This window comes from Corallococcus sp. EGB, from assembly GCF_019968905.1.
Classification (GTDB): domain Bacteria; phylum Myxococcota; class Myxococcia; order Myxococcales; family Myxococcaceae; genus Corallococcus.
Window position 1 is genome coordinate 4,294,155 of sequence record NZ_CP079946.1, and the last position, 22,126, is coordinate 4,316,280.

Consider the following 22,126-nt stretch of genomic DNA (forward strand, 5'->3'; position numbering starts at 1 on the left):
AGTCCCCCGTGCACTGACAGGAGGACGCGGATGGCCTTGCAGAACGACTACCAGGACGTGCTGGACGTGGCGAAGAACGTGGGCGCGAAGATCGAGACGCGCGAGGAGAACGGCAAGCTCATCATCAAGGGCACCGTGGACCACGCCTTCGACCGCGACCGCATGTGGGATCAGATCAAGGCGAAGCACCCGAAGTGGAACGACGAGATCATGGTCTTGCTGACCGTGACCCACAACGAGCCCTACGGCCTCCACACCGTGAAGTCCGGCGACACGCTCAGCAAGCTCGCCAAGGACATCTACGGGGACATGAAGCTGTACACGAAGATCTTCGAGGCCAACAAGGATCAGCTCAAGGACCCGGACCACATCAAGGTGGGCCAGGTCCTCAAGCTGCCGCCGAAGACGATCGCCAACCGCGCCTGAGTCGTCCGCGCTCGAAGTGCCGGTGGACCGCCTTCACGCGGCCCGCCGGCCTCCGGCTCAAGGGCAGTACGGGCACGCCACCGTTGCCTCGAGCGAGTCGTAGACGAGGCAGTTCTGGTCCGCGGCGCTGTCGTTCTTCTGCTGGCAGCGGTAGTTCCACACGGAGGCGCACTGCGTGTAGACCTGCGCGTCGCCCGTGGGCCCGGGTTCACCAGTGGTGATACCCCCGCGGAACTAGAGACCCCGCAGACGCGCGGCCCAGGCGAGGTACGCACCTCGTGGATCCTCGAGGGGATCCCGGAAGAGGGCGCGGATCTCGGCGGTGTCCACCTGGCCCGCTTCGAAGGCGCGGTAGAGGCTGTCTCCCAGCAGGTAGCCCAGCGCGTGGCTGACGCCGTGGAACAGGCGGTCGCGGCGCAGGGGGAGGAGCTTCACGGCCTCGTCGGGGGCCTCGGACTCCGTGGCCTTGTGGGCGAGGACGAAGGCGGCGACCTGCCGCTCCAGGCCCCGGGCCTCGCCGAAGCGCTTCGCCCACTCCGGGACGCCCGGGCAGGTGCGGCGCGGGTTGATCAGCTTGGAGCCGAAGAAGCCCAGGGCCTCTTCCAGGCAGCGCGCGTAGAAGGCCTCGGACGCGCCGCGCGGGGCGTCCATGGCATCGCCCACGGCGCAGTGGCGCACGAAGTGGGCGGCCTCCTCCGCGGCGTGGTTGAGCGACAGCGACGCGAGGTAGGCCGTGCGCGCGCGGGGGATGTAACCGCTCTCGCGCGACAGGATGTGCTTGCGCAGCTGGGACAGCTCCGCCTGGGTGAAGCGGCCGCGCCGGCGGATGCGCGCGAGCACGTCGCCGTCCGCCGCCGTCGTCACCTCCACCGAGTCCAGCTCGCGACCCACGGACACGCCCGCGAGCCCGCCGATGAGCTCCGCCATGTCGCGGAAGCGCTCCGCCGCGCTGCGGTCCAGGAGGGGCGCGTCGTCGCCCTCGGCCTCCAGGTAGTCCAGGAAGCTCTGCTGGCAGAGGACGGGCGAGGCGTTCATCAGGCACAACGCGCCGTCCGCCAGCTCCACGGCCTCCGCGCTGCCCAGCCGCCCCTCACGAGCGAGGCGCCACCAGAGGCCCTCCGCGTTCTGGTACACGACGAGGCCGCGGCGCGGGTGGGCGTCTCCCAACGCGCGCTCCACCTGCGCGGGCAGGTGGCAGGGCGCGGCGTGGAACTGGCCCACGAGCACCATCACCAATGGCACGTCCTCCGCGCGGGCCACGCGGGCGATGCGCTCCGCGGCGAAGGCGTCGCGCAGCGCGAGCGAGCGCTCTCCCTGGGCCCGCCGGTCGATGGCGGCCACCTGGAGCTTGAGGCGCTTCGCGAAGGCCAGCACGTTGCGGATGCCGGCGCCGGGACCGAAGCCCGGGTTGGGGCCGTGGCCCAGCCGCGCCATCAACGTGCGCTCGGGCAGGCGGCCCGCGAGGTACGCGTCGAGCGCGGCCTGATGACGGCCCTCCACGCACTCGAGCGCGAGGACGACACGGCGTCCGGACGCGAGGGCGCGCTCGGCGAGCTCCAGGTAGGTCTGCTGGGCCAGCGGCAGCGTGTGGTAGTCGCCGACATAGACGAGGTCCGACGCCGCGATGCGCTGGTGCACGTGGGGCAGGGGGACCACGCGCTGATAGGTGCTCGTGCGCCGGCGATAGCGGGCCTCGTAGGCACGGAAGGCATCGGTGCGGCCTTCGACCACCCGGGCGATCTGGGCGCGTTGGCGGCGGAAGAGGGCGAGGTGAAGAGAAAGCGACGCACGCATGGAGCGGCAGGCACCGTCGCATGCGCTCGCGGGGGCGGCAAAAAATCAGCGGGAGGTGACGGGGCACGTTGCTTGACTCGCATGGCCCTGCAACGGACCATCGTCGTCAATCTTGCAGACCGCTCTTCCTCGCACGCTCATCCTCTGTGCCGCGCTGTTCGCCGCGGCCCCCGTCCACGCGCAGGAGCCCGCGCTGTTGCACGCGGCGTCGGCTCGCGCGGAGGCCCGGCAGCCCCTCCAGTTGGATGCGACGCTGGTGGATGGCGGCAAGGTGCTGGAGCTCTTCGTCCGCTATCGCGGCCCGGGAGAGCCCTACGTCCAGGTCCCCATGGAGCGGCAGTACGGAGACCTGTACCGCGCGATGATCCCCGCCGAGCACATGGTGCCCCCTGGCGTGGAGTACTTCGTCGAGGCGGCCATGGTGGATGGAGAGCGCAGGCCGCTCTTCATGTCCGCGCTCCGGCCCGCACGGGTGATGGTGGGGGCGCAGCTCCCGGATCCTCCTCCACCGGGCCGCACACCGCCGGGCCGCAAGGGGCCCCGTGAGCCTCCGAAGTCCACGCCGGACATCGATGCCTTCGGGCCGCCGTCGGGGGCAGGGAAGGACGATGACTCGAGGGCCCCTTCGGCTCCGCCCCCGTCCGGCACGGGAACTCGCGCCGCGCCGCGCGCGGATGCATCCGACCCGCGAGCCTCAACCCGGGCGAGCAGTACGGATTCGCGGCCCTCCAACCGGACGGATGCCTCCGACCCGCGCGCTTCAACCCGCGCGAGCGGTACGGACTCGCGGTCGCCCGGTCGCGTGGACACCGCGAGCCCACGCGCTTCCGGCTCCGACGACGCCATGGCCGCGCTCAACGCGGACCTTCCTCCGGAGACCCGGTCCAGCTCCCGCGCGCCCGCTTCCTCCCGCAACGCCATGGATGACGACCTGGCGCTCTACAGCGCGGAGGACGTGCTCGCGGTGACGACGCTCCAGGAGGAGGCCGTCCGCACCGTGCCCGCCATTGGCGCGTCCTTCAACCGCGCGCAGATGATCGCCTTGGGTGCGCGCACCGTGGCGGACGTGCTGGACGTGGTGCCCGGCGTCTCCGTCAGCCGCGACGTGCAGGGCTTCCACCGCACGGCCATCCGGGGCCTGCGCAACGACGCGGAGGTCCTCTTCCTCCTCGATGGCCACCGCCTCAACAACTTCTACGACGGCAAGGCGCTCATGAACCTGCCGGTGGAGAACCTGGAGCGCATCGAGGTCATCCGCGGCCCCGGCTCCGCCATCTACGGCGCGGGCGCCTTCCAGGGCGCCGTCAACCTCGTCACGAACCACGCTGATGGCGTGCGCGGCGCCGTCACCACCGGTGGCGTCCCTCGCGACGACGGCCGCCTGGCGCTCGCCACCGACGGCCACCTGGCCGCCGCGCACACCACCGGCGACCTGCGCCTGTTCGCGGACCTGGACCTGTGGAGCCAGGAGGGAGACTCGCTCGTCATCGCCCACGACGCGCTCGACGACGAGGCCGTGGCCCAGCGGCTGCGCGACGTGGACCAGCCCGCGGGCCGCACCCGCGACGGCCGCTTCCTCCTGAACGCGGGCGGCGGCGTGTCCTACGGCATGGACAGCGCCGGCCGCGTGGGCGTCACCGCGCGCTATCTCTCGGAGAAGCGGGACGCGCTCGTCGGACTGTTCGACACCGTGGGCAACGACTCCCAGCTGTCCTGGGACGTGCTCCTCGCGGACCTCACCTGGGAGAAGGCCCTCTTCGACGGCGGCCAGGTGCGCGCCCGGCTGGGCTTCGATCAGCAGTCCACCGACCGCCTGTTCCAGCTCACCCCGCACGACTTCCGCACCGGAGATGGTTTGGAGCGCCTCTTCCCCGACGGCCTCCGCGAGCAGACGCAGGTCACCGCGCGCACCGTGACGGGCTCCGTGGACGCGGACCTCACGCTGGCCAAGGAGAACCACCTCACCCTGGGCTTCGTCGCCGAGCAGCAGTCCCTGTCCCGCTACGACTACACCACCAACTACACGCTCGACGGCCGCCTGCGCCCCAGCCCCGCCGCCCCTGAAGGACTGGTGGACCCCACGCAGGGCGCGGCCGCCCGCCGCCTCAACCTGGGCCTGTCCGCGCAGGACCAGTGGACCGTGCTCTCCGCGCTCACGCTCACCTTCGGCCTGCGCCTGGACGCCACCCAGCTGCCGGACGCGGACGCGGCGACGGGCACGTTCGACACGAGCAAGATGGTGGTGCGCGTCAACCCGCGCGTGGGCCTGGTCGTCGCCGCGTCGGACGCGCTCGTGCTCAAGGCGCTGTACGGCCGCGCCTTCCGCGCCCCCACGCCCCAGGAGCTGGTCGAGCGCATCCCCGACACCGACTACAACCAGGGCCGCTTCGAGGGAAACCCGCTGCTGCGGCCCACCACCGTGGACACCTTCGAGCTGGGCATGGACCTGGTCCAGGCCGCGGGCGACACCCGCGTGCGCGTGCGCGCCAACGCCTTCCTCCAGAACTTCGCCTCGCCCATCATCCCGGTGGACACCAGCGGCAACATCGTCCCCCTGCGCAACCGCGAGCAGGGCGTGCGCGTGTACGGCGTGGAGGCGGAGGCCCGCCTGGAGGCGTCCAAGCGCGCCTCCGCGTGGGTCAACGCCAGCCTGTCGCGCGCGCAGGACCTGGAGCTGCCGGAGCAGTCCCGGCTGCTCACGGACGTGCCCCAGGCGCGCTTCAACGCGGGCGTGTCCATGCCCCTGGGAGACTGGCTGAACCTGGACGTGGTGGTGCGCTCGGGCGCCGAGCGCCGCAACAACAACCGCTCCACGCTGGAGCTCATCCGCCGCTACCAGATTCCCGCCTACAGCCTCATCACCGCGCAGCTGCGCACCGAGCCCATCTGGGAGCACTTCGAGGTGACGCTCTTCGCGCAGAACCTCTTCGACCACGACCTGCGCGACGACGTGCCCCGTCCGGACCGCGTCACCGGCCTGCTCCCGCGCGAGGGCGTGTCCGGCTACCTCACCCTGAGGGCCTTCTACTGATGGACCGCCGCCACCTCACCGCCGCGCTCGCGGCGCTCGCGCTGTTGCCCGGGTGCCTCGCGTACAACGACTCCTGCGCCCCCCTGGTGGACGACCCCGACGCCATCGTGGGCTTCCTGGGGGAAGAGGTGCAACTGGGCACCGCCTTCACCCGCCACGACAACAACGCGCTGGGGCAGCTGGCCGCGGACGCGTTCCTCCACGCGGAGGACGGCGCCGCGAAGCCCACGGACCTGGGCATCATCAACGGCGGCTCGCTGCGCGACGAGGGCCTGTGCGTCACCCGTACGGCCCTGCGCGCGGGGCCGCTCACCGACGGCGTCCTCCACGAGGTCATCCTCTTCGAGAACCTCCTGGTGACGGTGGACCTCACGGAGAAGCAGCTCGTCGCCCTCTTCGAGCACTCCGTGGAGGGGCTCTACGTGGAAGGGCAGGCCATCGCGTCACCGTCCGGCGCGTTCCTCCACGTGTCCGAAGGCACCACCCTGCGCGTGGACTGCTCGCGTCCCGCGGGCCAGCGGGTGACGGCGATGCGTGTGCGCGGCCGCGACGTGTCCATCCCCGCGCGCGACGACGCGTCCATCCGCTACCGCGTGGCGATGTCCACGTTCCTCCTGGAGGGAGGGGACGGCTACGGGAGCATCCTGGGCAACGCGGGAAAGGACCCGGACCGCAACCCGGTGACGGCGCGGAAGGCGGGCGGCACGGACTCCAACATCGCTGCGGCGTACATGAAGAGCACGTACCCCAGCCCGGTTCAGGCCCTGAAGGAGGCCCCGCGCATCGTGTTCGACAACTGCGCCCGGCCCTCCCGGCCTGCTCCGCGCTGACTTCGCGCGCGGATTCGAGGCTTCACGGGGGCCGGGGTGGACGGCCCCTACGGCTTGGAGGGCTCGTCCGAGGAAGCCGGGGCGCTCGTCGTCACCGCCGCCGGAGCGGAGGTGGCCGTCTGGGCCGCGGGGGCCACCGGCCGTGGAGGCAGGGGGCCCAGTACGTCATTGACCGAAGGCATGCGCCGGATGTCAGCGCGGGCGACCTTCCATGCCTGCTGGACGATCCACGACAGGGAACGATCCTGCCGGGTCGCCTCGCGCTGGATCTCTTCCAGCATGTCCTCGGGAAAATAGAGGGATTGCTTGCGGTGATCCGTGGTGGCCATTGCCCTGTCTACGGCCTTTCTTCGCGCGGGTCATTGCGCTCGTCGCCCGTGACATCGTTCACGGCAGGGAATGACTTGATGCGGTCGCGGGCGATCTTCCAGGCCTGCTGCACCACCCATGAGAGGGAACGGTCCTGCCGGTTCGCCTCCTCCTGGATCTCCTTCAGCATCTCCTCGGGGAAGTACAGCGACTGCTTGCGCTTGTCGGTGCCTGCCATGCCTGGGTCTCCGGGGCGGATTCGAGGTGACGACCTGAACACACCGGAGCGGTTATCCGACAGACTCCCTGAAGGGTCAACGGTTTCGGAGCACTCAAGCGTGCGCCCGCAGGGTGAACGCTCCGCTTCCGACAATGCATGCCAAGTGAAAAAAGAGAAACGCCCCGGCCTCCGCGAGGGAGACCGGGGCGCTTCGGAAAGAGGGACCGCAGGGAGCGAATCTCCAAGCGGCCCCGTGGGCCCAGAGGGGGAGGGGGGGGACCCCTAGGCCCAACGTCATGAAGTCCAGAACGTCCGACCAACAACCGCGAAGCGCCGTTCTATTTCCGCTCGCGTCATTCCATTGTGGGAATCATGGAATGCACTCCCACGCCTTCCGTCCACCGCGAATCTGTAACCCCGCCATCTGACACTCCATTCCAATCCTGGGGCCATGCCTCGCGCGTCCTCTGAAAGTCCCTCGCTGCCCGCCGCGCTCGCCCGCTCCTATGCCGAGCACGGCGCCCGCGCGCGCTCGGTGCTGCTCGCCGTGTCCGGGGGCGCGGACTCCACCGCGCTCCTCGTCGGAACGGCGCGCGTGCGCGAGGCGCTGGCGCTGCGGGTGGAGGTGGCGACGGTGGACCATGGAGTCCGGGCCGAGGCCGCGGAGGAGGTGACCTCCGTCGTCGGGCTGGCCTCGCGCCTGGGCCTGACCTGCCACGTCCGGCGGCTGGAGCTTCCGCCCGGGGCGGGCCTGGAGGCGCGTGCGCGAGAGGCGCGCTACGCGGCCCTGGAGGCGCTGCGCCAGGAGCGCGGGCTGGACTTCGTGGCCACCGGCCACACGCTCGACGACCAGGCGGAGACGCTGCTGATGCGCCTGTCCCGGGGGGCGGCGCTCCGGGGCGCGCGGGCCATCCACGCTCGCGCCTCCACGCTCCTCCGTCCGCTGCTCGCGTGCTCGCGCGAGGACGTGCTCGCCTTCCTGGCGACCGAGGAGGTGGGGTTCGCGCGCGATCCGATGAACGCTGACCCCTCCTTCTTCCGCACGCGCGTGCGCCGGGACGTGCTGCCCGCGCTGTACCGCGCGGCGGGCTTCAGCACCGTGGAGCACCTGGCCACCTTCGCGCGGCTCGCCTCGGAGGATGAGGCCCTGCTCGCCGGCCTGGCGGACGCGGCGTGGGACCGGCTGTCGCTGCGGGGCGGCGGACTGGAGGCCGTGGGACTTCGCGCGTTGGAGCCGCCGCTGGCGCGCCGCGTGCTCGCGCGGCTGCTGCGCGTGGCGGGGGCGCGGGTGGACCACGCCACGCTCGAGCGGGCACGCGACACGGTGGTTCGCGGGGGCACCACGCCGCTCAGCGACGGGCTGCTCCTCAAGGCCACCGGCGGACGGGTGCGCTGCGTGGAGCCAGGGCGGAAGGTGCCGCCCCCGCCGCTCGTGCTCGCGGGGCCGGGGGCGCGCGGTGACTTTGGCGCGTGGCGCTTCCAGGTGGCGGAAGGAATGCCGCCCCCGGGCGTGTTGGTGCTGACCGTGGAAGCAAAGACGGCATGGCCCCTGACGGTGCGTTCGCGGAAACAGGGCGACCGCATCCGGACGCGCGCCGGGCACCGCAAGGTGCAGGACGCGCTCGTGGATGCCCGCGTTCCCTCGGAGGAGCGCGACATGCAACCCGTGGTGGTGGACGCGCTCGGTGAAGCGCTGTGGCTTCCCGGCGTCCTGCCGCGCTCCGCCGAACCCGGAGCCGCTTCGCGCGAGGTGTCTTCCCGACACTCGCTGTGGGCATTCCCGCCGCTTCCGAGCGAACGGAAGACCCCTCCGTTATAGAGTCGATGCCTCGAATCAGGGGATGGTCGCGGTCCCCTAAATAGTTGAGGGCTTTTTGCTGTTGCTGATACGGTCCGTCGCTGGCCTGCATCCGGGCGGGCGCCGGGCACATGACGAACTTCGCCAGGGTTCTTCCTGGCACGGCCCTCATCCCGCCGAGTACCGAAAGGGCAGCTGAAACGTGCGTTCGACCTACAAGACCATCGGGCTCTGGGTCATCCTGATCGTCCTCTTCGTCGCCTTCTACAATTTCTTCTCTCAAGGCAACGAGCAGGTGCAGGAGCCGACCTTCACCCAGCTTCTGACCAAGGTGGAGGAGAAGAAGGTCAAGGCCGTCTCCGTCAAGGGCAACACCTACTCCGGCACGTTCAGTGACTCGAACGACAAGTTCCGGACGACGGGTCCCGCGCCGGACGTGGCCGTGCTCAACCAGCTCCGCGCCTCGGGCGTGGACGTGAAGTACGAGCGGGAGGAGCAGAACAGCCTCTGGCTGACCATCCTCGGGCAGTGGATGCCCGTCGTCTTCCTGTTCCTGTTCTTCATCTTCTTCATGCGCCAGCTCCAGGGCGGCAGCGGCAAGGCGATGACGTTCGGGAAGTCCAAGGCGAAGCTCCTCAGCGAGAGCCACAACAAGGTCACGTTCGCGGACGTGGCCGGCGTGGACGAGTGCAAGGAGGAACTGGAGGAGATCGTCGCCTTCCTCAAGGACCCCAAGAAGTTCACCAAGCTGGGTGGCCGCATCCCCAAGGGCGTGCTGATGATGGGCCCCCCGGGCACGGGCAAGACGCTGCTTGCCCGCGCGGTGGCCGGTGAGGCAGGCGTCCCGTTCTTCTCCATCTCCGGCTCGGACTTCGTGGAGATGTTCGTGGGCGTCGGCGCCAGCCGCGTGCGCGACCTCTTCGAGCAGGGCAAGAAGAACGCCCCCTGCATCATCTTCATCGACGAAATCGACGCGGTGGGCCGCCACCGTGGCGCGGGCCTGGGCGGCGGTCACGACGAGCGTGAGCAGACGCTCAACCAGCTGCTGGTGGAGATGGACGGCTTCGAGTCCAACGACGGCGTCATCCTCATCGCCGCCACCAACCGTCCGGACGTGCTGGACCCGGCGCTCCAGCGCCCGGGCCGCTTCGACCGCCGCATCATCGTCCCCCGTCCGGACCTCAAGGGCCGCCTGGGCGTGCTGAAGGTGCACACCCGCCGCGTGCCACTGGCCCCGGAGGTGGAGCTGGAGGTCATCGCCCGCGGTACGCCCGGCATGACGGGCGCGGACCTGGAGAACCTGGTCAACGAGTCGGCGCTGATGGCCGCGCGTCAGAACAAGGAGCGCGTGGACCTGGCGGACTTCGAGCAGGCGAAGGACAAGGTCTTCATGGGGCCGGAGCGCCGGTCCATGATCATGACCGACAAGGAGAAGCGGAACACGGCCGTCCACGAGGCCGGCCACGCGCTCCTCGCCAAGCTGCTGCCCGGCTGCGACCCCCTGCACAAGGTCACCATCATCCCGCGCGGTCAGGCCCTGGGCGTCACCTGGAGCCTGCCCACCGAGGACAAGGTGAACGGCTACCGCAAGCAGATCCTCGACCAGATCACCATGGCCATGGGTGGCCGCATCGCCGAAGAGCTCATGTTCAACGAGATGAGCAGCGGCGCGGCGAACGACATCGAGCGGGCGACCGAGACGGCGCGCGCCATGGTGTGCCGCTGGGGCATGAGCGAGAAGATGGGCCCGCTGGCGTTCGGCAAGAGCGACGGTGAGGTCTTCCTGGGCCGCGACTTCAACGCGTCCAAGGACTACTCCGAGGACACCGCGCGGCAGATCGACGCGGAGGTCCGCAGCATCGTGGTGGGCTGCTACAACCTGGGCAAGCAGCTGCTCACGGACAAGCTGGACGTGCTCCAGCGCGTGTCCGACGCCCTGGTGGAGTACGAGACGCTCGACGCGGAGGACGTGAACATCATCCTCCAGGGGGGCCAGCTCACCCGCGAGCGCCCGGCGCCGCGCATCAGCTCCACGCCGAAGCCGACGGAGAAGAAGGACAAGCGGAAGATCCTCGACGCGCTCGAGGGCCTGCCCAACATGGAGCCGAAGAAGGCGTAGAGCCTCTCGAGGTCTCCCCCCTGAAGTGACGAAGGCCCTTCCCGCGAACCGGGGAGGGCCTTTTCGCTTGTGTTTGCGCCGCCTGACTGGAAGGCCGGACGGCTTACGCGTGGAGTGAAGGCCGTGCGCCACTCCGGGGGCTCCGGCTTCCCCCGCATCCCTCGGCGCTTCACCCTTCGGGTGCCACCAGGGCGCATCGGGCCCTTTTCCGTGTTCCGCGCGTCCTGCTATCCAGGGGGATGGGGCCGTCGACCTGGGGTTCGCCGCCGCCCCCATGCCTTTCCGCAGGGGACCTGAACGTGCTGCGTGCCCGCCTCATCTCGCGAGACCGTCCTGACGACCTGTCGCTCATCCTGCGCCGTCTGAACCTGTCCCCCCGCACCCGCGAGCACCTGACGCGCGAGCTGGGCCACGCGCACGTGCTCGTCACCGGGGGCCGCCCCTCGTACGAGGAGGAGCTGGTGCCGCCGCACGGCTCGCGCGAGCGGGAGAAGCTGCCCACCTGGACGGCGGGTGGGCACGTGGATCATCCCGGTGAGGTGCTCCTGTCCGGCAGCCGCCAGCAGTTCGACCGGCTGATTTCGCTCGCCCGCAAGTCGCCGCGCACGGACGGCCTGGCGCGGGCGCTGGAGGAGGCGCTGTCCCCGCAGGCCCTGCCGGTGCTGGCCCTGAGCGGACGCCGGTTCGAGTGGGGCACGCGCACGTACCTCATGGGCGTGGTGAACGTCACGCCGGACAGCTTCTCCGACGGCGGAAGCCTCCCGGACGCGGACAGCGCCGTGGCGCACGCGCTGAAGCTGGTGGACGCGGGCGCGGACATCGTCGACGTGGGCGGGGAGTCCACCCGGCCGGGCTCGCTGCCGGTGTCCGCGGACGAGGAGCTGTCGCGCATCCTCAAGGTCGTGGAGGGCATCAAGCGCCGCTCCACCGTGCCCATCTCCGTGGACACCACGAAGGCGGCGGTGGCCAGGGAGGTGCTCAAGGCCGGCGCGCACCTCATCAACGACGTCACCGGGTTCCACTCGGACCTGGCGCTGCCCGGCGTGGTGGCCGCCGCGGGCGCCGCGTGTTGTCTGATGCACACCCAGGGGACGCCGAGGACCATGCAGGAGGCCCCCCGCTACGGCGACGTGGTGGGCGAGGTGATGGACTACCTGGAGGAGGGGATGTTCCAGGCCACCGAGGCCGGCATCCCGCGCGAGCGCATCCTGCTGGATCCAGGCATCGGGTTCGGCAAGACGCTGGAGCACAACCTCTTCCTCCTGCGCCGCCTGGAGGAGCTGCGCGGGCTGGGACAGCCGCTGCTGGTGGGCACCAGCCGCAAGTCGTTCCTCGGGAAGCTGACGGGCGGCAAGGGCCCCCAGGAGCGCCTGCCGGCCACCCTGGGCTCCGTGTCGGCCCTGGCCATCCTGGGCGGCGCGGACGTGGTCCGGGTGCACGACGTGGGCGAGGCGCGGGACGCGCTGGCCGTGGTGGACGCCATCCGCCGGGCCCGGGGGGGCGGAGACCTGTACGGCGGCTGACGGGGGCAAATCCTGGCGTCGCATCCGGGGCGGTTCCGGATGCCCGGGTGCTTGCCTGGGGGGCACCCCATCCCTAGCTTCGGGCCCACGTGCCGGACGGGGTATAAGCCCCCGGACGTGAGTGGCCGGAGCCCTTCCGGCAATGGGAAAGGTGGAGCGGCACACATGGCGTACAGGATGGACATGCCCCCGAAGGAAGCGCAGAAGACGGAGCGGCTGTTCGGCACGGACGGCGTCCGTGGCGTGGCCAACGTCTATCCGATGACGGCCGAGGTCGCGATGAAGCTGGGCCGCGCCCTGGCGTACCTCATCCGCAACGGTCCGCACCGCCACCGCGTCATCGTGGGCAAGGACACGCGCCTCTCCGGCTACATGCTGGAGCAGGCCCTGGCCGCCGGCCTCATCTCCATGGGCGTCGACGTGGAGCAGGTGGGCCCGCTGCCCACGCCGGGCATCTCCAACCTCACCACGTCCATGCGCGCGGACGCGGGCGCCGTCATCTCCGCGTCCCACAACCCGTACCAGGACAACGGCATCAAGTTCTTCTGGCGCGACGGCTTCAAGCTGCCGGACGAGACCGAGGCGAAGATTGAAGAGCTGGTCTCCAGCGGAGAGATCGACAACATCCGCCCCACGGCGACCAAGATTGGCAGGGCCATCCGCCTGGACGACGCGCGCGGCCGCTACATCGTCTACCTGAAGGCCACCTTCCCCCGCGAGCTGACGCTGGAGGGGATGACCATCGTGGTGGACTGCGCCAACGGCGCGGCGTACCGCACGGCGCCCGCGGTGCTGGAGGAGCTGGGCGCGAAGGTCATCGCGCTGGGCGTGTCCCCGGACGGCAAGAACATCAACCACAAGTGCGGCGCGCTCCACCCGGAGGGCCTGGCCAAGGCGGTGGTGAAGCACGGCGCCAACCTGGGCATCGCGCTCGATGGCGACGCGGACCGCCTCATCGTGGTGGACGAGAAGGGCAGCGTCGTGGACGGCGATGCCATCATGGCCATCTGCACGGGGGAACTCGTCGCGCGCAAGGAGCTGAAGAAGAAGACGCTCGTCGCTACGGTGATGAGCAACATCGGCCTGGAGCGCGCGGTGTCGCAGTGGGGCGTGAAGGTGGCCCGCACGCGCGTGGGCGACCGGCACGTCGTGGATGAGATGCGCCGCAACGGCTACAACCTGGGCGGCGAGCAGAGCGGCCACCTCATCTTCCTGAACCACACCACCACGGGCGACGGCACGCTCGCGGCGCTGCAGCTGCTGGCCGTGATGTGCCGCCAGCAGAAGCCGCTGTCGGAGCTGGCCTCCATCTTCCAGCCGGTCCCGCAGACGCTGCTCAACGTCGTGGTGAAGCACAAGCGCGAGCTGGGTGAGCTGCCCACGGTGATGAAGGCCATCAAGAGCGTGGAGCAGAAGCTGGGCAGCAACGGCCGGGTGCTGGTGCGCTTCTCCGGGACGGAGCCCAAGGCCCGCGTCCTGATTGAAGGCGAGGACGCGGCGCGCAACGAGGCGTACGCCCGCGAAATCGTCGAGGCGCTCTCCAAGGCGCTCAACGGCTAGCGACAGCGGTTGACTTCCGGACGCCGGCCACGAATAGAGGGGCCGGCGCGGGCCCGGGCCTTTGGACAATCCCGCACCGCGCCAGCGCAAGGAGCGGGACGATGGGACAGCGACTGGGTGTCAACGTGGATCACGTGGCGACGCTGCGGCAGGCGCGGCGCACCGTGTATCCGGATCCGGTGACGGCCGCGGCGATGGCGGAGCTGGCCGGTGCCCGGCAGATCACCATCCACCTGCGCGAGGACCGGCGCCACATCCAGGACCGGGACCTGCGCATCCTCCGCGAGACGGTGCAGACGCTCCTGAACCTGGAGATGGCCGCCACCGCGGAGATGGTGAAGATCGCCTACGAGTACAAGCCGGACGTGGTGACGCTCGTCCCCGAGCGGCGCGAGGAGCTCACCACCGAGGGCGGCCTGGAGGTCGCCGGCCAGCGCGAGTCCATCGCGAAGATCATCAAGAACCTCAAGGACGGGGAGATTTCGGTCTCGCTGTTCATCGATCCGGACCTGGACCAGGTGCGCGCGGCGCACAAGGTGAACGCGGACCGCATCGAGCTGCACACGGGCCGCTACTGCGAGGCGCGCAACGAGAAGGAGCGCGCGCGGGAGCTGGCGCGGATCGTGGACGCGGCCAAGGCGAGCGCCAAGCTGGGCATGGGCGTGGCCGCGGGCCACGGGCTCAACTACGACAACGTGCAGGCCATCGCGCGCATCCAGGAGATCGACGAGCTGAACATCGGTCACTCCATCGTGGCGCGCGCGGTGCTGGTGGGCTTCGAGCGCGCGGTGCGCGAGATGCTCGAGCTGATGCGCGACCCGGGATGAGGCGACGAGGCCCGTATGCCCATCGTCGGACTGGGGTTGGACCTCTGCTCCATCGAGCGCATCCAGCGCATCCTCGAAGGTCCGCGCGCGGAGGCGTTCCTGAAGCGCGTGTACACGGACGGCGAGCGGGCGTACTGCGCCCCCCGCCACGACGCGGCCAGCGCGTACGCGGCGAGGTTCGCGGCGAAGGAGGCGCTGGTGAAGGCGATGGGCGTGCCTCCGGGCGTGAAGTGGCGGGACATGGAGGTGGTGCGCGAGGGCGGTCCGCCGCGCTTCGTGCTCTCCGGCGTGGCCCGTGAGGTGATGGAAGCGCGGGGGTGGGACGCGATGCTCGCGCTCACCCATGATGCCGGCGTGGCCGCGGCCACGGTGGTGCTCCAGACGAAGTAGGGAGGGTGGAACCCATGCAGCGCGTGCTCACCGCCAACCAGATGCGAGAGGCCGAGAAGGCCGCCCAGGACCAGCACGGGATGCCGTCCGGGTTGTTGATGGAGAACGCGGGCCGCGCGCTCGCGGAGGCCGCCCGGAGCGTCGCGGGCCCGGGCGGGCGCTTCACGGTGCTCTGCGGCCCCGGCAACAACGGCGGGGATGGCCTGGTCGCCGCGCGCTTCCTGTTGGAGGGCGGGGCTCGGGTGGTGGTGGCGCTGGTGGGGGACACCGGCAAGCTCACCCCGGAGGCGAAGCGCAACCTCCAGGCGCTGGAGGGCTTCGGTGAGTCGCCCCGCGCCTTCGAGGCGCTGCCGGAGGCGGGCCCGGGCGACGTGGTGGTGGATGCCCTCTTCGGCACGGGCCTGAAGCGCGCGCCGGAGGGGGCGTTCGCGGATGCCATTGGCACCGTGGCGCGGTGGCGGCGCGCGGGGGCGAAGGTGGTGGCCGCGGACGTGCCGTCCGGCCTCCAGAGCGACACGGCGGAGCCCTTCTCTCCGTGCGTGGAGGCGGACGTCACGGTGGCCTTCGGCTTCGTGAAGCCCGCGCATGAGCTGGAGCCCGGCGCGTCGCTGTGCGGCGACGTGCGGCGGGTGGATATCGGGCTGGGGGGCGAGTCCTCGCGCGCGGTGTCCGGCGCGGAGCTGTTCCGCGTGGAGGAGAAGGATGCCCGCGAGGCCCTGCCCAAGCGCCGCGCGGATTCGCACAAGGGCACCTACGGCCATGTGCTGGTGGTGGCGGGCAGCCCGGGCAAGACGGGCGCCGCGGCGATGGTCGCCCTGGCCGCGCTGCGCAGCGGAGCGGGGCTCGTCACGGTGGCAACGCGTCCGGAGGCGCTGACGTGGGTGATGGCGCACTCACCGGAGATCATGGGCATTCCGCTGCCCGGTGAGGGCCCGCTGGGGAAGGGCGACCTGGAGGCCCTCAAGTCCGCGCTGGAGGGCAAGGACGCGCTGGTGATGGGGCCGGGCATCCCCCGAGGGCCGGAGACGGGCGCGCTGATTGGCGACCTGCTGGCCGCGGTGGAGGTGCCCGCGGTGCTGGACGCGGACGCGCTCAACGCCGTCGCGGAGGACCTCAAGGTGCTGCGGCAGGCCAGGGGGCCCGTGCTGCTCACGCCGCACCCTGGAGAGATGGCGCGGCTGTGGGGCCGGACGACGAAGGACGTGCAGGCGCACCGCGTGGGCGTGGCGCTCAACCTCGCCACGTCGCTCAACGTGACGGTGGTGCTCAAGGGCTCGCGCACGCTCATCGCGGAGGCGGGCGGGCGCGTGTTCATCAACCCCACGGGCAACGCGGGCATGGCCACCGGCGGCACGGGTGACGTGCTGTCGGGCGTGTGCGGCGCGCTGCTCGCGCAGGGCATCCCGCTGCCCAAGGCCGCGTGGACGGCCGTCTACGCGCACGGGCTCGCGGGCGACCTGATGGCCCGGCAGCGCGGGCTGATGGGGCTCATCGCCACGGACCTGCTGCCGGGCCTGGGCCACGTCTGGACGCGGTGGGAGCGGTGAGCGGCGCGGAGCAGCAGCCCACGCGCTCGCGGCGGCTCGTGTCTCCGTCTCCGGAGGAGACGCACCGGCTGGGCGTGAAGCTGGGGCAGCTGCTCCAGCCGGGGGACTTCGTGGGGCTGATTGGCGACCTGGGCGCGGGCAAGACGCACCTGGTTCGCGGCGTGGCGGAAGGGGCGGGCGTCGCGCAGTCCGAGGTGGCCAGCCCCACGTTCGCCATCGTGTACCCATATGCGGGCCGCATCCCGCTGTACCACGCGGACCTGTACCGCCTGACGGACTACGACGAGCTGTACGCCACCGGGCTCCTGGACCTGGTGGGCGGCGACCACGCGATGCTGGTGGAGTGGCTGGACCGCATCCCCCAGGCCGCGCCACGCGACTTCCTGCGCGTCACGCTCCGCCATGAGGGTGAGGACGCGCGGAGCCTCGACGTGGAGGCCTTCGGCGCGCGTCCCGCTGCCTTGCTCGACGCGTGGCTGGGCTGAGCCCTCAGCCCGCGGCGTGATGCGCTGCCTGCCGCGGGTTCAGCACGCCGTCCGCCAGCGTCTGCACCTTCCAGCGGTGGAACACGAGCCGCGAGTCCACGCCCACCACGTCCTCTTCATCCACGGGCACCCAGTGCGGCCCGCCGCACAGCGACTCGCTGGCGACGAGGAACTGCTGCAGCGGCACGCGCGTGCTCTGTCCGCGCAGCGCTTCCGGGCAGCCGCTGATGCCGGAGGAGATGAAGAGCGTGCGGTTGCGGCGCGTGGCCACCATCGCCTCGCCGTCCGTGACGAGGAAGTTCATCGCGGAGCGGTCCTTCGGCTCGCGGCTTCCCGGCACGTCCGTCAGCGTGGACACCAGCGTCATCGTCTCCGAGAGCGCCTGCGCCAGCGCCTCCACGCTCACCGTGCCGTCGAGTGGCCCGCGCGCCGACAGCCGCGACAGGAACAAATAGAAGCAGCGCTCGCTGTCCGTGGTGCCCTTGATGTTGACGCGCAGCTCCGGGTGGATGAGCGCTTCCACGGCGGCCTTGTGCTTCGCGAACTCGCGCAGCGTGCCGTTGTGCACGAAGGACCAGCGGCCGTAGTGGAACGGGTGGGAGTTGCGCAGCTCCACCGCCCCCACGCTCGCCAGGCGGATGTGCGCCACGACGGTCCGCGCGGAGACCTGGCTCGATACACGCTCGAAGTCGGGGTCGCTGTGCGCGGGACCCACGCCATGTGCGACGAGCGGCGAGGCATCCACTCCGTATGAAGCGATACCCCAGCCGTCCTTGTGCTCACGCGACTGGATGAGGAGGGAATTCCTCTCCGTGACCAGGGCGGTGTGGACAGCAGCGGGAACAGCACTCCTGAAACCAAATAATCGGCACATGGTGGCAGCTGATCTCTACAACGGCCGGCCCACGACGGAAGTTCCTCTTGCCCCCTTGTCTGATGCCAGCTGTTCAGCGGCACCCACTCAGGGGCAGTGATTCATTCGCGCGCGAAACACCACACGTCCACCCTTCACCACCACTCGCGCGTGACTGACACCCAGATGATAAGGCAGGTGCCGGTAGCTGCTACAGGCGAACAGCACCAGGTCGCCTGCGTCACCCACGGCCAGACGTCCCTGCCGTTGCAACCCCAAGCATTGCGCGGCGCCTCGCGTGGCGGCCCAGTAGGCCTCCGCGGCCGACAGGCCGTTCTCCAGGCAGGCGAGCCCCAGCACCAACGCCAGGTTCTCCGTCATGGAGGAGCCCGGATTCACGTTTGAACCCAAAGCAATATTGACGCCCGCATCGCGCAGCTTCCGGCCGGGCGCGTAGGGGCGCATGCGCAGGAAGAGGGTGGAGGTGGGCACGAGCACGGCGGTGACGTTCGCGGCGGCGAGCGCGCGGATGCCCTCGTCCGTCACCTGCTCCAGGTGGTCCGCGCTGGCGGCGCCCACCTCCGCGGCCAGGGCGGACGCACCGCACGCGGTGAGCTGATCCGCGTGGAGCCGCGGCGTGAGTCCCAGCGCCTTCGCGGCGGTGAGCAGCCGGCGTGACTCGTCCACGGTGAAGGCGCTGTCCTCCGTGAAGACGTCGCAGAAGCGCGCCAGGCCCTCGCGCGCGACGGCGGGGAGGATCTCGTTGATGCAGAGGTCCAGGTACTCGGCGCGGCGGTCCTTGTATTCGGCGGGCACCGCGTGCGCGCACAGCAGCGTGGGCACGAGCTCCAGCGGCGACATCCCGCCCAGCCGGCGCACCGTGCGCAGCATCTTGAGCTCGTCCGCCAGCGACAGGCCGTAGCCGCTCTTCACCTCGGCGGTCGTCACGCCCTGCGCGAGCAGCCGCTCCAGGCGGGGCAGGGCGAGCCGTGCCAGCTCCTCCTCGCTCGCGGCGCGCGTGGCGCTCACCGTGTTGACGATGCCGCCGCCGGCCCTGGCGATCTCGAGATACGTGGCGCCCTGGTTGCGCAGATCGAACTCACGGGAGCGCTCGCCCGCGAAGACGAGGTGCGTGTGCGGATCCACGAAGCCCGGGCCCACGAAGCCGCCCTCGGCGTCGAGAATCTCCGTCGCGTCCGTGAGCGCGCCTTCGGGCAGGCCGGACTCCGGGCCCACGTAGGCCACGCGGCCGTCCTTCACGCCAATGCCGGCGCCCGGGCGCGGGGTGAGGGCCTCTTCCGCGGGCTCCCGGTGGGTGCCCTCCACGGTGAGCACCTCGGAGGTGTTGCGCACCCACAGGTCCAGGGCTTCCATCTTCAGCGTCCTCCGCGTGCGCCCATCACGGGCGCGTTCCAGCTCGTGGCACCCGAGTGCGCCCGGCCGAAGCCGCCGGACAGCTCCAGCTTCGTGCGGCTCTCGCCGAACTTGATCTGCGCCGCCACCACGGCGCCGTAGAAGTAGGTCGTCACCTGCGAGCCGGGGTTCACCAGCGACTGCTGCACGCTGATGAACGGCACCAGGCCCAGCGACATGCCGGGCTCCGGCTGCACGGTGAAGGCGCAGGTGGCCTCCGCGCCGAACAGGCTGCTCGTGCTGTCCCTGTCGCCCAGGCCGAAGTCGGACGCGCCGCGCAGGGAGAGGGCCGGGGCCAGTCCCAGCCGCCCCGACCCGATGTAGTACGAAACGCCCGAGTAGACGCCGTAGCCGGGCGCCGGCAGGCCGACGAGTTCGCCCTGCAGGCCGAGGTGCCACGACAGCCGGTCGCTCACGGGCACCGTCACCGAGCCGTCGAGGTCGATGCCCCACTGCTCGTTGTTGAAGGGCTTCGCGTCGCCCTGGAAGGTGCCGTTCTCGCCGCGCGCCGACAGCTGCGGGGCGTTGAGGCGGGGGCCGGTGCGCACGCCCAGCTGGAAGAAGTTCTCCTGGGGCAGGCCCGGGCCCAGGCGCATCACCATGGGCCCGGCGGTGGTGGGCGTGCAGCCCGCGAGCACCCCCATCACCGCGGTCATCACGAAGGGTCGGACGCGTCGTGGCATCCGGCGCACTCTAGGCGGTGAGGCCGGGGATGCGCACGCCCCGCTCCTTCGCCACGTCGATGGCCTCCGGGTAGCCCGCGTCCGCGTGGCGCAGCACGCCCATGCCGGGGTCGGACGTGAGCACGCGCTCGATGCGGCGCGCGGCCTCCGGCGTGCCGTCCGCGACGATGACCTGGCCCGCGTGCAGCGAGTAGCCCATGCCCACGCCGCCGCCGTGGTGGAACGACACCCACGACGCGCCGTTCACCGCGTTCACCAGCGCGTTGAGGATGGGCCAGTCCGCCACCGCGTCCGAGCCGTCCTTCATGGCCTCCGTCTCACGGTTGGGAGACGCGACGCTGCCGCAGTCCAGGTGGTCGCGGCCAATCACGATGGGCGCCTTCACCTCGCCCTTGCGGACCAGCTCGTTGAAGGCGAGGCCCGCCTTGGCGCGCTCGCCGTAGCCCAGCCAGCAGATGCGCGCGGGCAGGCCCTGGAACGCCACGCGCTCCTGGGCCATGTCCAGCCAGCGGTTGAGCGACGCCTTCTGGGGGAACAGCTCGCGCACCGCGCGGTCCGTGCGGCGGATGTCCTCCGGGTCTCCGGACAGCGCCACCCAGCGGAAGGGCCCCAGGCCCTCGCAGAACAGCGGGCGGATGTACGCGGGCACGAAGCCGGGGAACTCGAAGGCGTTCTGCATGCCGCCCACCTTCGCCTGGCCGCGCAGGTTGTTGCCGTAGTCGAAGACGTGGCTGCCGGCGGCCTGGAAGTCATTCATGGCCTGCACGTGCATGATCATCGACTCGCGGGCGCGCTTCACGTAGCCCTCCGGGTCGCGCTTGCGCAGCTCCGCGGCGGCCTCCAGCGACAGGTCCGTGGGGATGTAGCCGTTGAGCGGATCATGCGCGCTCGTCTGGTCCGTCACGAGGTCCGGCTTGATGCCGCGCTTGTACAGCTCCCGGAACACCGACGCCGCGTTGCCGATGATGGCGATGGAGCGGCCCACGCGCTTCTGTTGCGCGTCCTTCGCGAGCGCCAGCGCCTCATCGAGGTCCTTGGCCACCACGTCCAGGTAGCGGGTCTCCACGCGGCGCTGGGCGCGGTGCGGATCAATCTCCACGCCCAGGAACACGGCGTTGTTCATGGTCGCGGCCAGGGGCTGCGCGCCGCCCATGCCGCCCAGGCCGCCGGAGAGGATGAGCCGGCCGGACAGGTCGTCGCTGCCGAAGTGGTGGCGGCCCGCGGCGGCGAAGGTCTCGTAGGTGCCCTGCAGGATGCCCTGCGTGCCGATGTAGATCCACGAGCCGGCCGTCATCTGGCCGTACATCATCAGGCCCTTCTTCTCCAGTTCGTGGAAGTGCTCCCAGTTGGCCCAGTGGCCCACGAGGTTGGAGTTGGCGATGAGCACGCGCGGCGCGTCCGGGTGCGTGCGCAGGATGCCCACGGGCTTGCCGGACTGGACGAGCAGCGTCTCCTCGTCGGTGAGGCTCTGGAGGCTTGAGACGATGCGGTCGAACGACGGCCAGTCCCGGGCGGCCTTGCCGGTGCCGCCGTAGACGACCAGGTCACCGGGCTGCTCGGCCACCTCCGGGTCGAGGTTGTTCATCAGCATCCGGAGCGCGGCCTCCTGCACCCAGCCCTTGCAGGAGAGGGTGGTGCCGCGAGAGGCGCGGATGATGCGGGACATGCGGAAGACTCCTGGAAAGAGGGCGCCAGGAAGCGGCGCTTGGTGACGGGCACCCTAACCGAACCCCCGGGGCCGCGGGGGCCTGGCGTGCAGCCCCGGGTGTTCTCCAGGAGCCGCTTGGACGCCGTGCGTCAGTAGTCCTTGCGCGCGTCGAGGAAGGCGCTGAAGTGGAACACGTTGGTGGAGTCGTAGAACTTGAAGTAGTTGCTGGCGCCCGCGGGCTGGTTCAGGCCGTACGCGGTGCCCGAGCAGCCGGTGCAGATGAAGGCGCCGTTGCGGCGGATGTTCCAGATGCCGCTGATGTCGTCCACGCTGGTCGCGATGGCGGGCGAACCCACCAGCTCGAAGTCGTACTCGTTGCCGCCCGCGAACCCGTGGAAGTTCACGAACGCGGTGTTGGTGCTCTGGTTCCAGGCGACGACGGCGTTGGCGCTCGTCACCGGGTAGGTGCCGGTGTTGTCGGAGACGAAGAGGCCGCGGTTGGACCAGATGCTGTGGACCGCAGGGGCGGCCAGGGCGGGGACTGACAGCAACAGCGCGGCGACGACGGCGGAACGGATGGTCTTCATGGGGGGGCCTCCTGCTGTGGGTGGACGCGGAGCGTTCGGGGGACTCCGCGTGAAATCCATGGTGCATGATTCAAGAGAGGCTT

19 protein-coding genes are annotated in these 22,126 nt (G+C 70.7%); 11 read left to right on the top strand and 8 right to left on the bottom strand.

Going from position 1 to position 22,126, the window contains the following annotated elements:
- Positions 1–30: 30 nt before the first annotated feature.
- Positions 31–426 carry a LysM peptidoglycan-binding domain-containing protein gene (locus tag KYK13_RS18130; protein ID WP_223645926.1) on the top strand — a complete coding sequence of 132 codons (396 nt, stop codon included), beginning with the start codon at positions 31–33 and terminating at the stop codon, positions 424–426.
- 234 nt (positions 427–660) lie between these two features.
- Here KYK13_RS18130 and KYK13_RS18135 read toward each other — a convergent pair whose 3' ends face one another.
- The gene (locus KYK13_RS18135; RefSeq protein WP_223645927.1) at positions 661–2,220 is read right to left on the bottom strand and encodes a ChaN family lipoprotein; all 1,560 of its coding nucleotides are present in this window, start codon (positions 2,218–2,220) and stop codon (positions 661–663) included.
- A 112-nt stretch (positions 2,221–2,332) separates the two neighbouring features.
- On the opposite strand from KYK13_RS18135, the gene KYK13_RS18140 reads away from it, so the two are divergent.
- Positions 2,333–5,251: a TonB-dependent siderophore receptor gene (locus KYK13_RS18140; protein ID WP_223645928.1), complete on the top strand. Its 2,919-nt coding sequence runs from the start codon at positions 2,333–2,335 to the stop codon at positions 5,249–5,251.
- Positions 5,251–6,081: a 5'-nucleotidase C-terminal domain-containing protein gene (locus KYK13_RS18145; protein WP_223645929.1), complete on the top strand. Its 831-nt coding sequence runs from the start codon at positions 5,251–5,253 to the stop codon at positions 6,079–6,081. Before KYK13_RS18140 ends, KYK13_RS18145 begins: the two co-directional genes overlap by 1 nt.
- Before the next feature lie 47 nt (positions 6,082–6,128).
- Here the strand turns inward: KYK13_RS18145 and KYK13_RS18150 are convergent, their stop codons facing one another.
- Both KYK13_RS18150 and KYK13_RS18155 read right to left on the bottom strand, forming a co-directional pair.
- Positions 6,129–6,410 carry a TIGR04563 family protein gene (locus KYK13_RS18150; RefSeq protein ID WP_223645931.1) on the bottom strand — a complete coding sequence of 94 codons (282 nt, stop codon included), beginning with the start codon at positions 6,408–6,410 and terminating at the stop codon, positions 6,129–6,131.
- An 8-nt stretch (positions 6,411–6,418) separates the two neighbouring features.
- On the bottom strand, positions 6,419–6,628 hold the full coding sequence (locus KYK13_RS18155) for a TIGR04563 family protein (protein WP_223645933.1): 210 nt from the start codon (positions 6,626–6,628) through the stop codon (positions 6,419–6,421).
- A 433-nt stretch (positions 6,629–7,061) separates the two neighbouring features.
- Between KYK13_RS18155 and tilS the strand changes: the two genes are divergently transcribed.
- From tilS to tsaE, 8 genes are all read left to right on the top strand, one after another.
- The gene (gene tilS / locus KYK13_RS18160; protein WP_223645935.1) at positions 7,062–8,429 is read left to right on the top strand and encodes a tRNA lysidine(34) synthetase TilS; all 1,368 of its coding nucleotides are present in this window, start codon (positions 7,062–7,064) and stop codon (positions 8,427–8,429) included.
- A gap of 181 nt (positions 8,430–8,610) precedes the next feature.
- Complete coding sequence (gene ftsH, locus KYK13_RS18165; RefSeq protein WP_223645937.1) at positions 8,611–10,527, top strand: ATP-dependent zinc metalloprotease FtsH; 1,917 nt, start codon at positions 8,611–8,613, stop codon at positions 10,525–10,527.
- Between the two features lie 299 nt (positions 10,528–10,826).
- Complete coding sequence (gene folP / locus KYK13_RS18170) at positions 10,827–12,050, top strand: dihydropteroate synthase (RefSeq protein WP_223645939.1); 1,224 nt, start codon at positions 10,827–10,829, stop codon at positions 12,048–12,050.
- A 165-nt stretch (positions 12,051–12,215) separates the two neighbouring features.
- Positions 12,216–13,610, top strand: coding sequence for a phosphoglucosamine mutase (glmM, locus tag KYK13_RS18175; protein WP_223645940.1), 1,395 nt, complete (start codon positions 12,216–12,218; stop codon positions 13,608–13,610).
- A 101-nt stretch (positions 13,611–13,711) separates the two neighbouring features.
- The gene (locus tag KYK13_RS18180) at positions 13,712–14,437 is read left to right on the top strand and encodes a pyridoxine 5'-phosphate synthase (protein ID WP_223645941.1); all 726 of its coding nucleotides are present in this window, start codon (positions 13,712–13,714) and stop codon (positions 14,435–14,437) included.
- A 15-nt stretch (positions 14,438–14,452) separates the two neighbouring features.
- Positions 14,453–14,827 carry a holo-ACP synthase gene (locus tag KYK13_RS18185; protein WP_139915148.1) on the top strand — a complete coding sequence of 125 codons (375 nt, stop codon included), beginning with the start codon at positions 14,453–14,455 and terminating at the stop codon, positions 14,825–14,827.
- Between the two features lie 14 nt (positions 14,828–14,841).
- Positions 14,842–16,374 (top strand): NAD(P)H-hydrate dehydratase, encoded by a 1,533-nt coding sequence (locus KYK13_RS18190; RefSeq protein ID WP_223645942.1) that lies wholly within the window; start codon positions 14,842–14,844, stop codon positions 16,372–16,374.
- On the top strand, positions 16,362–16,859 hold the full coding sequence (gene tsaE, locus KYK13_RS18195; RefSeq protein WP_370645383.1) for a tRNA (adenosine(37)-N6)-threonylcarbamoyltransferase complex ATPase subunit type 1 TsaE: 498 nt from the start codon (positions 16,362–16,364) through the stop codon (positions 16,857–16,859). The genes KYK13_RS18190 and tsaE overlap by 13 nt, the downstream gene beginning before the upstream one ends.
- A gap of 4 nt (positions 16,860–16,863) precedes the next feature.
- On the opposite strand, the gene KYK13_RS18200 is transcribed toward tsaE, so the two are convergent.
- From KYK13_RS18200 to KYK13_RS18220, 5 genes are all read right to left on the bottom strand, one after another.
- Positions 16,864–17,733 (bottom strand): class II glutamine amidotransferase, encoded by an 870-nt coding sequence (locus KYK13_RS18200; RefSeq protein WP_223645944.1) that lies wholly within the window; start codon positions 17,731–17,733, stop codon positions 16,864–16,866.
- Positions 17,734–17,820: 87 nt separating this feature from the next.
- Complete coding sequence (gene hutI / locus KYK13_RS18205) at positions 17,821–19,086, bottom strand: imidazolonepropionase (protein WP_223645945.1); 1,266 nt, start codon at positions 19,084–19,086, stop codon at positions 17,821–17,823.
- A 2-nt stretch (positions 19,087–19,088) separates the two neighbouring features.
- Complete coding sequence (locus KYK13_RS18210; protein ID WP_223645946.1) at positions 19,089–19,808, bottom strand: hypothetical protein; 720 nt, start codon at positions 19,806–19,808, stop codon at positions 19,089–19,091.
- A 10-nt stretch (positions 19,809–19,818) separates the two neighbouring features.
- A complete protein-coding gene (hutU, locus tag KYK13_RS18215; RefSeq protein ID WP_223645947.1) occupies positions 19,819–21,474 on the bottom strand; it encodes a urocanate hydratase in 1,656 nt (551 codons plus the stop codon).
- A 131-nt stretch (positions 21,475–21,605) separates the two neighbouring features.
- Complete coding sequence (locus tag KYK13_RS18220; protein ID WP_223645948.1) at positions 21,606–22,043, bottom strand: hypothetical protein; 438 nt, start codon at positions 22,041–22,043, stop codon at positions 21,606–21,608.
- Positions 22,044–22,126 lie beyond the last annotated feature (83 nt).

Excerpts from the sequence above, each read along its gene's own strand:
- KYK13_RS18130 (WP_223645926.1), top strand. The coding sequence starts at position 31 with ATGGCCTTGCAGAACGACTACCAGGACGTGCTGGACGTGGCGAAGAAC.
- KYK13_RS18135 (WP_223645927.1), bottom strand. The coding sequence starts at position 2,220 with ATGCGTGCGTCGCTTTCTCTTCACCTCGCCCTCTTCCGCCGCCAACGC.
- KYK13_RS18145 (WP_223645929.1), top strand. The coding sequence starts at position 5,251 with ATGGACCGCCGCCACCTCACCGCCGCGCTCGCGGCGCTCGCGCTGTTG.
- KYK13_RS18150 (WP_223645931.1), bottom strand. The coding sequence starts at position 6,410 with ATGGCCACCACGGATCACCGCAAGCAATCCCTCTATTTTCCCGAGGAC.
- KYK13_RS18155 (WP_223645933.1), bottom strand. The coding sequence starts at position 6,628 with ATGGCAGGCACCGACAAGCGCAAGCAGTCGCTGTACTTCCCCGAGGAG.
- tilS (WP_223645935.1), top strand. The coding sequence starts at position 7,062 with ATGCCTCGCGCGTCCTCTGAAAGTCCCTCGCTGCCCGCCGCGCTCGCC.
- glmM (WP_223645940.1), top strand. The coding sequence starts at position 12,216 with ATGGCGTACAGGATGGACATGCCCCCGAAGGAAGCGCAGAAGACGGAG.
- KYK13_RS18180 (WP_223645941.1), top strand. The coding sequence starts at position 13,712 with ATGGGACAGCGACTGGGTGTCAACGTGGATCACGTGGCGACGCTGCGG.
- KYK13_RS18185 (WP_139915148.1), top strand. The coding sequence starts at position 14,453 with ATGCCCATCGTCGGACTGGGGTTGGACCTCTGCTCCATCGAGCGCATC.
- KYK13_RS18190 (WP_223645942.1), top strand. The coding sequence starts at position 14,842 with ATGCAGCGCGTGCTCACCGCCAACCAGATGCGAGAGGCCGAGAAGGCC.
- KYK13_RS18200 (WP_223645944.1), bottom strand. The coding sequence starts at position 17,733 with ATGTGCCGATTATTTGGTTTCAGGAGTGCTGTTCCCGCTGCTGTCCAC.
- hutI (WP_223645945.1), bottom strand. The coding sequence starts at position 19,086 with ATGGAAGCCCTGGACCTGTGGGTGCGCAACACCTCCGAGGTGCTCACC.
- KYK13_RS18210 (WP_223645946.1), bottom strand. The coding sequence starts at position 19,808 with ATGCCACGACGCGTCCGACCCTTCGTGATGACCGCGGTGATGGGGGTG.
- hutU (WP_223645947.1), bottom strand. The coding sequence starts at position 21,474 with ATGTCCCGCATCATCCGCGCCTCTCGCGGCACCACCCTCTCCTGCAAG.
- KYK13_RS18220 (WP_223645948.1), bottom strand. The coding sequence starts at position 22,043 with ATGAAGACCATCCGTTCCGCCGTCGTCGCCGCGCTGTTGCTGTCAGTC.